At 60.0% G+C, this 14,170-nt stretch carries 8 protein-coding genes; 4 read left to right on the top strand and 4 right to left on the bottom strand.

Annotation, left to right across the window (positions count from 1 at the left end; translation table 11 throughout):
- Positions 1-127: 127 nt before the first annotated feature.
- The gene (locus ACG9DO_RS01520) at positions 128-2,710 is read right to left on the bottom strand and encodes a TonB-dependent receptor (protein WP_394729954.1); all 2,583 of its coding nucleotides are present in this window, start codon (positions 2,708-2,710) and stop codon (positions 128-130) included.
- 138 nt (positions 2,711-2,848) lie between these two features.
- Complete coding sequence (locus ACG9DO_RS01525) at positions 2,849-4,879, bottom strand: TonB-dependent receptor (protein ID WP_394729955.1); 2,031 nt, start codon at positions 4,877-4,879, stop codon at positions 2,849-2,851.
- A 110-nt stretch (positions 4,880-4,989) separates the two neighbouring features.
- Between ACG9DO_RS01525 and ACG9DO_RS01530 the strand changes: the two genes are divergently transcribed.
- The 4 genes from ACG9DO_RS01530 to ACG9DO_RS01545 all read left to right on the top strand — a co-directional run bounded on the left by ACG9DO_RS01530 (position 4,990) and on the right by ACG9DO_RS01545 (position 12,844).
- The gene (locus tag ACG9DO_RS01530; RefSeq protein ID WP_394729956.1) at positions 4,990-6,483 is read left to right on the top strand and encodes a flavin-containing monooxygenase; all 1,494 of its coding nucleotides are present in this window, start codon (positions 4,990-4,992) and stop codon (positions 6,481-6,483) included.
- Between the two features lie 38 nt (positions 6,484-6,521).
- Positions 6,522-7,283 (top strand): competence/damage-inducible protein A, encoded by a 762-nt coding sequence (locus ACG9DO_RS01535; protein WP_394729957.1) that lies wholly within the window; start codon positions 6,522-6,524, stop codon positions 7,281-7,283.
- Positions 7,284-7,366: 83 nt separating this feature from the next.
- The gene (locus tag ACG9DO_RS01540) at positions 7,367-10,306 is read left to right on the top strand and encodes a DUF2339 domain-containing protein (protein WP_394729958.1); all 2,940 of its coding nucleotides are present in this window, start codon (positions 7,367-7,369) and stop codon (positions 10,304-10,306) included.
- 189 nt (positions 10,307-10,495) lie between these two features.
- Positions 10,496-12,844 (top strand): TonB-dependent receptor, encoded by a 2,349-nt coding sequence (locus ACG9DO_RS01545; protein ID WP_394729959.1) that lies wholly within the window; start codon positions 10,496-10,498, stop codon positions 12,842-12,844.
- Positions 12,845-12,987: 143 nt separating this feature from the next.
- Here ACG9DO_RS01545 and rplA read toward each other — a convergent pair whose 3' ends face one another.
- Positions 12,988-13,680: a 50S ribosomal protein L1 gene (gene rplA / locus ACG9DO_RS01550; RefSeq protein ID WP_394729960.1), complete on the bottom strand. Its 693-nt coding sequence runs from the start codon at positions 13,678-13,680 to the stop codon at positions 12,988-12,990.
- 4 nt (positions 13,681-13,684) lie between these two features.
- The gene (rplK, locus tag ACG9DO_RS01555) at positions 13,685-14,116 is read right to left on the bottom strand and encodes a 50S ribosomal protein L11 (protein WP_394729961.1); all 432 of its coding nucleotides are present in this window, start codon (positions 14,114-14,116) and stop codon (positions 13,685-13,687) included.
- Between the last annotated feature and the right edge of the window lie 54 nt (positions 14,117-14,170).

The following is a 14,170-nucleotide window of genomic DNA, read 5'->3' on the forward strand; positions in this document are numbered from 1 at the left end:
ACCAAACCTAACCGGTACGCGTTGGTGGCGGGGCGGGAAGTCTGCAGCGTCACAAAACAAGAAAGGGCGGCTGGTGGAATACCTGCCGCCCTTTCTTGTTGCCCTCTCCCGAAGGACGTTTTTGCGATCAGAACTTGGTTCGAAGCGTGACACCATAGGTGCGCGGTTCGAGGATGAAGGCTGAACGTGAACCCGAACGAAGCACTGTGTTGAAGGTAACGCCTCGCGTCACTTCGTTGGTAATATTCGTTCCCCATACTTCGAGGGTCCAGCTCTCATCCTCGGCCCCGATCCCTGCACGCAGGTTCACCTTTACATTGCCATCCTGCTCGTCAAACGGCAGCGGAGCAGCGGCATCGACTGCTGCCTGAACTCCTCCAGCAGCTGCAATCTGTGCTGCCGAGGGCAGGATCACCGCCTGGGTGGAGGTGCGAGCATCGCTTTCCAGGCGCGCCTGGCCGTTGATGAAGAAGCGGAAATTGTTACCAACCTCACGTTCGTAGTTCGCACCCAGGATTGCAACGATATCGTTGTTGTTGGTCAACGAATTGCCGCACAATGCCACCACATTGACCGCCGTCTGATCTCCTGCGCAATTCTCAGGATAGCGCGCATCGGTATAGCTTACTGCGGCATTGAAGGTGAAATGGTCGTCCGGCCTGATGACCGACTCAATCTCGACACCAGTGGTCTTTGCGCTCGGCACATTGAAAGTCTGGAACTGCGCTCCGGTAAATTCGAGCACCTGGAAGTTTGTGAATTCCTCGTGGAAGCCAGCGACATTCAGCGTGACGGCATCATCGAGGAAGCGCGCCTTCATCCCCACTTCGTATGCATCGACTTCTTCGGAGGCGAAGCGCGGATCTGCCCCGCCCGCCGCTGCCGTCGAGTCGAGGTTGAAACCACCTGACTTGTAGCCATGCGTGAAACTCGCATAGGTGCTTACATCAGGTGTGATTTCATACCCGAGTTTAACCGTCCAGATCAGCTCGTCATCCTTGAACTTGTCATCGAATGTCCGAGGGAGCGGCAGGAATGCCGCGAGCGGCAAGTCGGCCGGAGCGGTGAAAGCGAAACAGCCAGTGCCGAGAAGCGTGGGGCCCAACGCCGCCGGAGCGGGCCCAAAGACGAGATTACCCTGCTGCAATTGTGCGAGATTGAGCGTCCCAAGCAGCGCCGGACACAGTGCGTTGGCGTTGTCCCCTTGGGCAAACGCGCCATCCTTGCTTTCGTCCGACCACCGCAGGCCCACGGTAAAGTCGAGACCATCGGTTATCTCAAACGTGTTATGGGTGAAGATCGACCAGCTCTTTGAATCCTGCGAGTAAAGGTTCGTATTGGTCGTGCCCGCAGGATCGACGCCTGAAATGACTGTCAAAGGGTTGGGGCCAAAGGCACCAGCGGTCGGCGCAAAAAGCAGCGCGCCGATCAACTCGCCATAATCTGCGCCAAGCGCAAAGTTCACTTCCTGCGCAATTTTTTCATCCGCATAGTAGCCGCCGACCATCCAGGTCAATCGGCCGTCCATCGCTTCACCTTGAAGGCGCAGCTCGTGCGTCATCGTCTTGATGTTGGTGAAGTTGCCTGTCACGTCGAACACGTCGAGGCCGGAGAAATCGGAGTCGTATGCTTCGGTCGCATCGAACTCGCGATAGGAGCCGATGTAGATCAAGTCTGCATTGTCGCCCACCGGGATCTCGATTTCCCCTGTCACGCCCCAGTTCTTCACCTTGGTAGTCGGTTCAAAGTTGACGGTTGAGATGCGGTCGTCGACCGCCGCCTGTGCGCCGACGACATCATTAGGACTGGTTGCGACATCCGGGGCCGCCATGCCGCCGCGCGGACCGAGCCCGACAAGATTGAAGAGGCCAGCTGTCTCAACAGGAGATTGCAGCACTTCGAGCGCCGCACCAAAGGGCGCGTTGCTCTTGGAATAATCGACGATCAGACGTCCGCGAATTCCGCCTTCGGTTTCCCACCCAAGCTGCCCACGCAGCAAGTGCTGATCGATTGCGTTGGATTCACCAACGTCATTTCCGTTGCGGTCAATCAAATCGTAAAAGCCGTCGCGCTCGCGATAGGCGCCGGTAACGCGAAGTGCGAGTGTATCCTGTATCAGAGGCACATTGACTGCACCCTGCAAGCTCATCAGATCGAAGTTGCCATAGGTCGCATTCGCAAAGCCGCCGAACTCACCGAGATCAGGACGACGGTTGGTGATGTTGAGCGCACCAGCCGAGGTGTTGCGACCGAACAGCGTCCCCTGCGGTCCGCGCAGAACTTCAACGCGCTCTACATCGACGAATTCAGACAATGCGACACCGGGACGCGACTGGTAGGCTCCATCGACGAAAATCCCGACTGCGCTTTCAAACCCGATGTTGTTCGATGTCGTGCCGACACCGCGGATCCGCAACACCACGGAGCCCGAAGCAAGCTGCGCGTTCGAGGATGAGAAGCTGGGGGCGACCTGAGAGATGTTCTGGACGTTGACAACGCCCTGCTTGTCCAGCTGTTCAGGCGAGACCGCGGTCACAGCGATCGGAATATCCTGAACGTCTTCGGCGCGGCGGGTTGCCGTCACGATGATAACGTTGTCGCGCGCCTGAGGCGCTTGCGCCTCTGTATCAGTGTCTTGTGCGAATGCCGGGGATGCAAGACAGGTGCCGACCAGCAATCCTGCTGCATAAGATGCAAGCTTACGTTCCATGATTTCCCTCTCCACAGGCGCGCACCTTTTTTGATGCGTTATCGCTTCAGATTATCAGGGAATGTCGGAATCTTACAAGGGCTTGCCGCGACTTGCGGACAAAGCGATGCAAAATTGTCACATCGCGTCCCGCAAGGCTCAGATGCCGTAGCGTAATCCTATCCAGATAGTTCTGGGCGCACCAAGATCGACCGCCCCGTCCGAGTTGCGCGTCACGATTTTCTTATCGAACAGGTTCTCTCCGCGAAGTATAAAGCGCAGCTTTTGCCTTATCGGTATTTCAGCGAAAGCAGACAGGATCGTGGCCGCACGCAAGCGATCGGTCTCGAGATCGTCTTCGAATTGAGCGCCAGTGTGACGCAGTTGCGCAGCAAGGCGCCAGCCGTCGCGGCTGCTCCAGCTGCCTGTGGCCGAGGCAGCAAAGCGGGGCACTTGCGGCGGGCGATTCCCACTGAGCTCAAAAGAGGCGTCATCACCCTTGATTTCAGCATCGCTCCAGACTGCCGAGGCCTTGAGCTCGAACGAGCCGATTTCCCATTCTGCTGACGCTTCGATGCCCTGAGCCGAAATGGCTGGGATATTCCTGCGCTGGCGCAGGTTGGAGGCTAGTGTCACGTTAGCAACAGCCCCTTCGACTTCGTTGTCGAAAGCAGTGAGCGAGAGAGAAAACTCATCAAACGGCCTGATATCGGCTCCGACTTCAAGGCCTTCCAGACGCTCCGCTTCGAGCTCGGCATTGGCCTGGGTGACCACCGGAAAGACAACAAACGGGCGATAGAGTTCGTTGAGGGTCGGCAGGCGCAGACCCGTGTAGCCTGCGGCCCTGATCGCAACGCTCTTGCTGAGTTCGTAGCGGAGGCCTCCGCGCCAGCTCAGCCGCCAGTCGCTGCGGTCCGAGGCGGTGATGTCACTGATGACATTTCCAGCTGAGTTTTCCGCGCGGTAGAATCCGTCCGCGATACGGGTGTAGTCCGCGCGCAACCCTCCGGTCAGGAGCAGCGGACCCGCTTGCCAGTCATTTTCCGCGAACAAACCGAGATTGCTAGTGTTGCCGCCGGCCCAGCGCCGTTCGGTAAGGACCCCAGAAAAGGCGCTGTAAGCCTCTTCCTGCAATTCGCCATCTGCGCGGCGATAGTCTGCTCCGATCCGAAGGGTGTGTGCATCGCCCACGGGCGGGCGAATTTCGAGTTTGCCGCCAAGTCCGGTTGACGGCGTGTTTCGCTGGTCAAGCACGCGCACAAAGCGGGTCGAGCTGATGACAATGTTGGAGAAGTTGCGCGCCTGAACATAGGCGAGCGCATCGAACTGCCATGTGCCCTTTCCGACCAGGCGAATGCTTGCATCCTGCCCCTCGCTCGAGGAATCCGCCCCATCGAAACGTAAGGTGCGTTCATCGCGGAAGGCGATCGCGCGGGCTTGCAGTTCTATATCCGGGGTGAGCGATACCACTGAGCGAACGCCAAGCGACCAACTCTCAAAGCCCGCTCGTGCAGTCGCCGGGATGCGCTGGTCTTGTGGTGTCGTGAAGAAGCCTTGTCCGCGATCCCACCTTCCGCTGACAACGAGTCCGCCTGTACCAAGCTCCTGCGCAAGGCTTGCGCTGGCTTCGGTTTCGCCGCGATCGTTGACCAGCGCACTGGCTGCCAGAGGTGACAAGGATTCGACGCCCGCGCTTTCGAGCTCGATCGTGCCGGAGAGCGCGCCAGCCCCGAATGGACCAGATCCGCCGCCACGGGTTACGCGGATACGGGCAAGCTGTTCCGGTGCGATTGCGCTCAGGGGAATGTAGCCAAAGAACGGATCTGCCATGGGCACGCCGTCCAGCAGGACGAGCGCGCGGCTGGTCGCATTCCCGCCAAGCGCCCGTAGAGTAACGCCTTGCGCGCTCGGGTTGGACGAGCGGCTGTCCGAGCGGCGGAATTGCTGGAAGCCGGCAATTGCGCCAAGGGCTTCCTCGATCCGACCCGATGGTACCGCAGTCAGATCATCGCGCGTAATCTCGCTCGAGGCATAGGCTGCAACTGACGGCGCATCGCCCAGCCCCTGGCCAGTCACGACAATCGGGTCCGGGCGTTCTTCCCGATCTGCGTTCGGCTCCTCCTGAGCCATCGCTGGCTGAGCGAGCGGGAACAAGGAAGCGGCCAGAATCAGGTGATTGCGTCTCAACATCGTGCGCGCCCTAGCTGAGCCTGCCTCGTTAGTCAGTTGCAAAATGCAATCGTGACTCGCTTTTGCAGGCTGGCTCGCTTACACCTGTGTCAGCAAGTGAGAGGGAAATCATGAACGCTGCGGTCGCAGATTTCGACGTCCTGATTGTCGGTGCTGGCATTTCCGGCATCGGGATCGCCGCCCATTTGGGAATGAGCTGCCCGGATCGATCCTACGCAATCCTTGAAGCGCGCGATGACCTTGGCGGGACATGGGACCTGTTCCGCTACCCCGGCATTCGCACGGACAGCGACATGCATACCTTTGGCTACGAGTTCGAGCCATGGCGCAGCGAAGAACGCATTGTCAGCGGTCAGGCGATCAAGAGCTATCTCAATGACGTGATCGACAAGCACAACATCCGCCGCCACATCCAGTTCAGCCAGAAAGTCATTTCAGCCGATTTCCGGCACGAAGACGCGCGCTGGCATGTGGTGGTTGAGTCCGATGGCACCCGGCGCGAAGTGACGGCCATGTGGCTGTACCTTGGCACAGGCTATTATGATTACGATCAGGCGTATGATGCAGGCTTCGATTTCTCGCGGTTCGAAGGGCAGGTCCTGCACCCGCAATTCTGGCCTGAAAATCTCGATTACACAGGCAAGAATGTGGTGGTCGTTGGCTCTGGCGCGACCGCGATTACGATCGTTCCGGTGATGGCCAAGCAAGCCAAGCGCGTCATCATGCTGCAGCGCACGCCGACCTGGATCCGCAACATCCCGACCCAGGACAAGATGGCGAAAGTGCTTCGCGCAATCTTGCCGGAGAGCTGGGCCTACAAGATCATCCGCTGGCGCAATATCCAGCTGACCGACTGGCTGATCAAGCGCTGCGAAACCCATCCCGAGCAGGTTTCCGAAAGCCTCACCAAGATGACGAAGGCGAGCCTCGGCGAGAAATATCGCACCGAGGATTTCACCCCGCCTTACAGGCCGTGGGAACAAAGGATGTGCTTTATTCCGGACGATGACCTGTTCAATGCCATCAATGACGGCAGCGCGGCTGTCGTGACTGGCCAAATAGACCGGTTCGAAGGCAAGGATGTCGTCCTCAAATCGGACGAGCGCCTGCCTGCCGAGATCATCGTAACCGCGACCGGGCTGCAGCTTGCGATGGCCGGGAAGATTGCCGTCAGCGTGGATGGCAAGGCCATCAACTGGCACGACCACTTCTATTACAAGGGCTGCATGTTCTCCAACATCCCCAACTTCTCGACCTTCTTTGGTTATACGAACGCCAGCTGGACGCTGCGAGTGGATGTGGTGTGCAAATATATCTGCCAAGTGCTCAATCACATGCGGGCAACCGGGACGCAGATCGCGACCCCGGTCCTCCCCGCCGATCACGGGATTGAGCCGCAGGAATTCTTCAATCTTAGTTCGAACTACATCAAGCGTTCGCTGGATATCCTGCCGCGCAATGGGTCACAATGGCCGTGGCAGCTCGGCATGGATTACCTCGAGGACCGTAGGATCATGAGCCGGACACGGATCGACGATGGCATACTGACTTTCCAACGGCCTCATGCCGTCAGTGAAGAGCATCAGCTTGTGGCGGCGGAATAGGGCTTTCCTCTCGCTTCTCGCTCGCCTAACCCGCTCACATGATTTCTTCAGACAAAATCTGGACCGCAGGGCTGGTCATCATCGGTGACGAGATCCTGTCTGGTCGCACGCATGACAAGAATATCGCGCAGGTCGCAAGCTGGCTGCAGGTGCAGGGCATCCGGCTGGCTGAGGTCAGGGTCGTGCCCGATGTCGAAGAACGCATCGTGGAAGCGGTCAATGCGTTGCGGGCCGCGAATGACTATCTCTTCACCACTGGCGGGATTGGTCCGACACATGACGACATCACCGTCGATGCTGTTGCGAAAGCGCTCGGCGTCGAGGTCATGGTCCACCCCGAAGCGCGCGCCATCCTGGAGAAATACTATGCGGACAAAGGCGGCCTCAATGAAGGTCGTTTGCGCATGGCGCGTGTCCCGGAAGGGGCAGAGTTGATCCCTAACCGCATGTCCGGTGCGCCTGGCATCCGGCTTGGCAATATCTTCCTGATGGCAGGCGTCCCGCACATTACGGCGGGAATGCTCGATGCGCTCACCGGAGAGCTCGAAGGGGGCGCTCCGCTGATCGCGGAAACCGTTGGCGGCTTCATCCCGGAAAGCGAGGTTGCAGTCATGCTGTGTAAGGTTGAGCAAGCGCATGAGGCCTGTCAAATCGGGAGCTATCCCTTCTTTAGGCAAGGTAGGGTCGGGTCCAACTTTGTCGTCCGCTCGACCGACAAGGGCGCCCTCGATGCCTGTATGGCGGAGCTTTGCAGCGGGTTGGCCGAGGCAGGGTTCGATTACACGATGGGCGGCATCTAACCTCCTGTTGAACCCGACTTTCTGCAGATTGAGCTTCCGCTCGCTGAATTTGCCCTTATCTATTTAGCCGGGAGAGGGGCGCGATGGATTTTCTCTTACTCATTGGGCTGGGGGCAGGGTTTTTCTGGCTTCGCCAACGCGTATTGGTGCTCGAGGAACGGGTCAGCCATTTGCAGACCGAACTGTCCTATCGCGAGCGCCGATCAGAAGAGCGCCCTGTTTCCGAGGCAATTCCAGCGCAGCGGATCGCGTCAGAACCCGCTGGGCGGGACCCTCCGCCAACGACCACGAGCGTACCGCTGACCCGGCGCGAGGAAGCGGCGCCCATCCAGCAAACCGAACCAGTTCGAGACCCTCTTGAGAACGATATGGCTGTCCCTGCGCCTGAGCAGGAGCCGCTTGACGAAGAACCCGCAGCCGAGCGCGGCGGTCGGTTCCAGTTCGACTTTGAAGACATCTTCGGGCGGCGTCTGCCGATCTGGGCGGGCGGCATTACGCTCGCGATCGCGGGCGTGTTCCTGGTGCGCTATTCGATCGAATCCGGGCTGCTCACACCCGCCGTGCGCGTCGCCATGGCGTTTCTGTTCGGGATTGGCTTGCTCGGCGGCGCGGAATGGGCGTTCCGCAATCCGGCAAAAGTGGCTGACGAGCGCATCCGCCAGGCACTTGCAGGCGCGGGTCTGGCAACGCTCTACGCGGCGTTCTACCTTGCGGGTACGCAATACGGGCTGATCGGCCAGACCTTTGCCTTCCTTGGGCTTGCAGCCGTAACAGCCGGAGCGATCGCGCTGAGCTTTCGGTTCGGATTGCCTTGCGCCATTCTTGGCCTTGTCGGCGGCTTCGCCGCCCCGGTTCTGGTCGGCGGTGATGAGGCGAACTTGCCCTTGCTCTCGCTCTATCTCGGCCTGGTCACCGCAGGTCTGACCGTGACAGGGAAGAGCCAGGCACGACCATGGCTGTCTATCGCAGCGCTCGTCGCAGGCCTGGGCTGGGGTGCTTTGCTGCTGCTGTCGGGCAATCCCGGACTCGCGGAAGTCCTTGCGCTGGGGCTCTATTTTGTGGTGCTGGGAGCGGTCCTTCCCGCATTCGCCGGAGCGCAGAGTTTCGAGCGTCCCTTGCGGCTTGGCTCGGCCTTCGTCGCCAGCGCACAGCTCGCCTTGCTGGTCGATCAGGGCGGATACGCGCCGCTTGCATGGGGGCTGTACCTGTTGCTCGGCGCAACGCTCGCATTCCTTGCCTGGCGCAAACCCGAATTGCGCGAAACCGGAGCCATCGCAGCAACTGTCTCCGCTTTCCTGCTGGCGCAGTGGGACGGAGCCAGCGGTATGATCTTCGCAAGTGTCACCGCCGCGCTAGCGCTGGTCTATGCCGGTGTCCCGCTGGCTCATGTCTGGCGCAAGTCGCATGCGCCCATCGATGTCTACCAGCTCGTCGCAATGCCTCTAGCCCTCGCTGCAATCGCCTACGCCACCTTTGGCGCAGTGGGCGAAGATCTGTTCGAGCCGCAGCTGGCATTGGCTGCCGCTGGCCTTGCGATCTTCCCGCTTGCCGGGGCGTGGAAGCTGTGGGCTGACGAGCCTGCCCGCCACTCCTCCATGCTGCTGGCTTCTGGCGCTGCCCTTGTCCTGGCAGCCCTGCTGCTCGTCACCCCAGTCTGGCTGGCTGGCGTCATGGCGAGCCTTGTCTTCGGCGCAGTCTTCTATGTCTCGCGGGTCCGCATGGATGGCGGAGCCTTGCTGGTCATCTGGGGTGCTGCGATTGCCAGCCTGCTTGCCATGCTGGTGCCAGTTGAAATCAACGACGAGATGCCGCGCCTGTTCGGCCTGAGCAGCGAGCTTGATCAGCTCCGCGCAGGCATTCGTTGGGCTGCGGCACTGATTCCCTGGGCAGTGCTGGCGTTATTCGAGCACAGGCAAGCAGCGCGCCGTTCTGCAGAAGTACTCGCGGCTCTCCTTGTGTATGGCCTTGTCGCACAGTTCCTGCCCTCCGAGGCGCTGACCTGGTTCGCCGCGCTTGCCGCCATCGCACTTTGGTTCTGGCAGCATGAGCGGGTGGCCGGGCAAGTCACTTTGCTGGCTGTCGCCGGGCTTTGGGCAATCGCCCCTGTTGCGGCCTGGCTTCTTGCAGGGATTGCGGCGCTGATGGGTGATCCATTCCTCATGCAGGAAGCGCCGAACTTGCAGGACATCGCCCTGCGGCTTGCCCCGTTCGCAATCGCGCTTGGGGCCATGCGATTGCCGGTCCCCCGCGGCAATATCGATCTCGACTTCGATACCCGCTGGCTGGCCCTGCCCGTCAGCTTTGTCATCATCCATGCCCTCTTCAAGCACGTCTTCGATATCGACACAGTTTCGCGTTTTGTGGATTTCGGCGTGGCCGAGCGCACGATCTGGCAGGCGCTGTTGCTAGCTAGCGCTTTTGCGCTGACCCGGCCACTGCCGCGCATCGGTCCCCAACCATGGGCAAGTGGCGGCCTTGCAATCCTCGCGCTGAGCCACGCGCTGTGGTTTACAGGCGTGCTCCACAACCCCCTGTTCGACGCGCAGGCGGTCGGTCCGACACCGCTCGCCAACTGGGTGCTTGTCGCGGGCGTCATCGCGGTCTTGTCTGCTTTGCTCCTGCGGCTGCAGATCGAGGGGATTGGCCGAATAGCGATCGATGCGGCAATCATGCTGGTGGTCAGCTTTGCCGCGCTGGGACTGTTGCGACAGGCATTCTCAGGCAGCCTGCTGATCGAAGTGCCGATGAGCCAGAGCGAGGACTTGCTCCGCTCGCTGCTCGGCATCGTGCTCGCGCTCGCTTTCCTGTTCATCGGCAAGTGGCGCGCGGAACGCAGCTGGCGGATCGGGTCGCTGGTCATCATGCTGGTCGCGGTCGCCAAAGTCTTTCTTGTCGATGCCGCGGGCCTTGAAGGGCTCCTGCGGATTGCGAGCTTCATGGCGCTGGGCTTCAGCCTGATCGGGATTGGTTGGATCTATGCGCGGCAGTTGCGGGCGGAGCCAAAGCGCGAAACCGTGACCTGATCGTGCAAGCGCGACAGGAGGCGAGCGTGGCGCGTGCGCCACGCAGCAGCAGAAATGCTCAGAGTCTAAGCTGAGCATCGTTGACGCTCTTAGCTTTCACCCGCATCTCCGGGCAACTGGCCACGACGGGTCACGCCAGATGGCCATTGATGGCTCGATGCTCGCTTCGCAACAGACAAGGTTCCTGACATGAAACGCACCGCTTCATTCTTCTCATCCAGTGCGGGCCTCGCACTATGCGCCGGTCTCGCTTTTGCAACCCCAGCCGCAGCGCAGGACGATGCCGCTGCCGCATACGAAAACGAGCAGGGTCTCGGCACAATCATTGTTACGGCCCAACGGCGCGAGCAGGACATTCAGGACGTGCCTATCTCGGTCACCGCGATCAACGATGAAGCGCTTCAGGCTGTGAACAGCGGCGGTCAGGACATACGGGCGCTTTCCGGCCGGGTACCGAGCCTCATCGTCGAATCCTCGTTCGGACGCGTGTTCCCGCGCTTCTATATCCGCGGCCTCGGCAATACCGACTTTGACTACAATGCCTCGCAGCCGGTTAGCCTGGTGTATGATGATCAGGTTCTCGAAAACCCGATCCTGAAAGGCTTCCCCGTTTTCGACATGCAACAGGTCGAAGTGCTGCGCGGCCCGCAAGGCACACTGTTCGGGCGCAACACACCAGCTGGCATCGTCAAGTTCGATTCGGTCAAGCCGAGCGACTTTGCGGAAGGTTTCGCGCGCGTCTCTTATGGCCGTTTCAACAACATCAATGCAGAAGCTGCGGTAAATCTGCCGGCGAGCGATGTCTTCTCGCTGCGCATCTCCGGGCTTTACCAGCGCCAGGATGACTATGTCGACAACGTGCTGCCTTCGGGCACTGAGGAAGACGCGCTGGGCGGCTACGAGGACCTGGCCCTGCGCCTCCAGGCGCGTATCCAGCCGACCGATGCGCTCGACATCCTTCTGACCGGGCAACTGCGCGAGCTGACCGGCACCGCACGGCTGTTCCGGGCGAACAATTTCACCCGCGGCGAGGAAGGGCTGAACGAGAATTTCTCGCGCAAGAGAATTTCGACCGATGGCCAGAATGACCAGGAACTCAGCGCACAGAACCTGTCGGCGCGGATCACCTGGGACTTTGGCCCGGTTTCCTTGATCTCCGTCACCAGTTTCTGGAACGCGGATTCGACCTCGGTCGGCGATGTCGACGGCGGCTTCGGAGCGAACTTCCTGCCGCCCAACCTCTATGGCCCCGGCGAAATCCCCTTTACCGCAGAAACCCGCGACACCGTCCCTGATCTCGACCAGTTCACGCAGGAAATCCGCCTGGCTAGCAATGGCGATGGTCCTTTGAGCTATCAGGTTGGTTTCTTCTATTTCGACGAAAGCCTGCAGATCCTGTCCGAAAACTATTCGACGCTGGGCGATCCGCTCAATGCGCCGGGCGGCGTGAATATCGTGGTTGCGCAGGACCAGCAGAGCGAGGCGTTCGGCCTGTTCGGCTCGCTCACCTACGAGCTGACCGACCAGCTCAGCGTAACCGGGGGCATCCGCTACAACGACGACAAGCGCGATTTCGTTGTCGTGCGCAGTCAGGACACCCAGTTCCCCACCTTCCTGCAGAACCCGCTGGGCACGGTAACGCGGTCGGTCAGCGATGACACGATCACCTGGGATGCCAGCGCGACCTTTGAAGCGAGCGAGGATGTGAACCTCTATGCCCGTGTCGCTCGCGGCTATCGCGCGCCGAGCATCCAGGGCCGGATCCTGTTCCCACCGGCGACCGCTACGCCGCTGGAGGACGGTGTTTCCGTCGCGGATTCGGAGACGATCACTTCCTATGAAGCTGGGCTCAAATCCACCCTGCTGGACGGCAAGGCACGCTTCAACCTGTCGACCTTCCTCTACGATCTCAACAATGCTCAGCTCACTGCGGTTGGCGGTGACGTCAATGCGAACCGCGTCATCAATGCCAACAATGTGCGCGGCTATGGCTTCGAGATGGATGCCGAGTTCGCTCCGACCAGCGAATTGTTGCTGACAGCCAGCCTTAGTTACAACAACACAGAAATTCAGGACGAAGGCCTCACCACTGCTGCGTGCGGCGGGGTTCGGGTGGACACCTTCCCCAATGTTTCGCTGTGCACCATTCTCGATCCGATTGTCACACCGGCGGCACCGTTCTCCGCTGCGATCGTCAGCATCGACGGGAACAGCCTGCCGCAGGCGCCAAAGTGGATCGCCAACTGGACGGCGCGCTACGGCGTGCCGATGGGCGATGGCGAGGTCTATTTCTTCACCGACTGGGCATACCGTTCGAAGATCAATTTCTTCCTCTATGAATCGGTCGAATTCCAGGATCGCAAGCTGCTCGAAGGCGGCATTCGGTTGGGCTACAAGACGGACAGCTACGAGATTGCGGGCTTCGTGCGTAATCTCACCAATGATACGTCGGCAGTCAGCGGGATCGACTTCAACAACCTCACCGCGATGGTCAACGAACCGCGCATCTGGGGGATCGAAGCCGGTTTCCGTTGGTAATCCAGCTGCTGCTTGGACAAAAACAAGGGCCGGAAGGATTGATCCCTCCGGCCCTTTGCATTTCCTAGTGAAGTAGGAAACAGTCTAAAATTGCGGCATCTTAGGGGACCCGATGGCCCCGCTGGCGCTTGAGGCCAGGCAAATTATGCCCCCTCGACTTCGCCCAGGTCGACCTTCAGGCCCGGACCCATCGAACTGGTCAGCGATACCTTGCGGACGTACTTGCCTTTGGCGCCTGATGGCTTGGCCTTCACCACTGCATCGGTCAGCGCCTTGAAGTTTGCCTTCAGCGCTGCATCGTCAAAGCTGAGCTTGCCGATGCCGGAGTGGATGATGCCCTGCTTCTCGACGCGGAATTCAACCTGGCCGCTCTTGGCGTCCTTGACCGCCTGCTCCACGTTCGGGGTAACCGTGCCGAGCTTCGGGTTCGGCATCAGGCCCTTGGGGCCGAGCACCTTACCGAGACGACCGACAACGCCCATCATGTCTGGGGTCGCGATCACGCGGTCATAGTCGAGATTGCCGGCCTGCATGTCTTCCATCAGGTCTTCCGCGCCAACCTTGTCAGCACCTGCGGCCAGAGCCTTGTCGGCATTGTCGCCCTTGGCGAACACAGCGACCCTGACGTCCTTGCCGGTGCCCGATGGCAGCGAAACCATGCCGCGCACCATCTGGTCTGCGTGACGCGGGTCAACGCCCAGATTCATAGCGACTTCAACTGTCTCGTCGAACTTGCCCTTGAACTGGCGCAGCACGCTGAGCGCTTCGTCAACGGTGTACAGCTTCTCGCGGTCGAGTTCTGCAACCTGCTTCTGCTTCTTTGTCAGTTTTGCCATTGCCTTAGCCCTCCACCACGTCGAGGCCCATCGAGCGGCATGAGCCTTCGATGATCTTCATGGCCTGATCGATATCGTTTGCGTTGAGGTCCGCCATCTTGAGTTCGGCGATTTCCTTGACCTGGCTCGACTTGATCGTGCCGGCAGACACCTTGCCCGGCTCGCTCGAACCTGACTTCAGCTTGGCCACCTTCTTGATCAGATAGGTCGCGGTCGGCTGCTTGGTGATGAAGCTGAACGAACGGTCGGCATAGACAGTGATAACTGTCGGGGTAGGCGCTCCCTTTTCCATGCTGTCGGTAGCAGCATTGAACGCCTTGCAGAATTCCATGATGTTCACGCCGCGCTGACCCAATGCCGGGCCCAGCGGAGGTGAAGGATTGGCGGTGCCAGCAGGCACCATCAGCTTGATATAGCCTTCGATTTTCTTGGCCATGAGGCCTTCCTTTCGCACTGTCGAACCAATGGACGGAACGCCCATTTGAAGTGG

It is taken from the genome of Altererythrobacter sp. GH1-8, assembly GCF_043702085.1.
In the GTDB taxonomy this organism is placed as follows: Bacteria; Pseudomonadota; Alphaproteobacteria; order Sphingomonadales; family Sphingomonadaceae; genus Erythrobacter.

Coding starts and splice junctions, on each gene's coding strand:
- ACG9DO_RS01520 (WP_394729954.1), bottom strand. CDS start 2,710: ATGGAACGTAAGCTTGCATCTTATGCAGCAGGATTGCTGGTCGGCACC.
- ACG9DO_RS01525 (WP_394729955.1), bottom strand. CDS start 4,879: ATGTTGAGACGCAATCACCTGATTCTGGCCGCTTCCTTGTTCCCGCTC.
- ACG9DO_RS01530 (WP_394729956.1), top strand. CDS start 4,990: ATGAACGCTGCGGTCGCAGATTTCGACGTCCTGATTGTCGGTGCTGGC.
- ACG9DO_RS01535 (WP_394729957.1), top strand. CDS start 6,522: ATGATTTCTTCAGACAAAATCTGGACCGCAGGGCTGGTCATCATCGGT.
- ACG9DO_RS01540 (WP_394729958.1), top strand. CDS start 7,367: ATGGATTTTCTCTTACTCATTGGGCTGGGGGCAGGGTTTTTCTGGCTT.
- ACG9DO_RS01545 (WP_394729959.1), top strand. CDS start 10,496: ATGAAACGCACCGCTTCATTCTTCTCATCCAGTGCGGGCCTCGCACTA.
- rplA (WP_394729960.1), bottom strand. CDS start 13,680: ATGGCAAAACTGACAAAGAAGCAGAAGCAGGTTGCAGAACTCGACCGC.
- rplK (WP_394729961.1), bottom strand. CDS start 14,116: ATGGCCAAGAAAATCGAAGGCTATATCAAGCTGATGGTGCCTGCTGGC.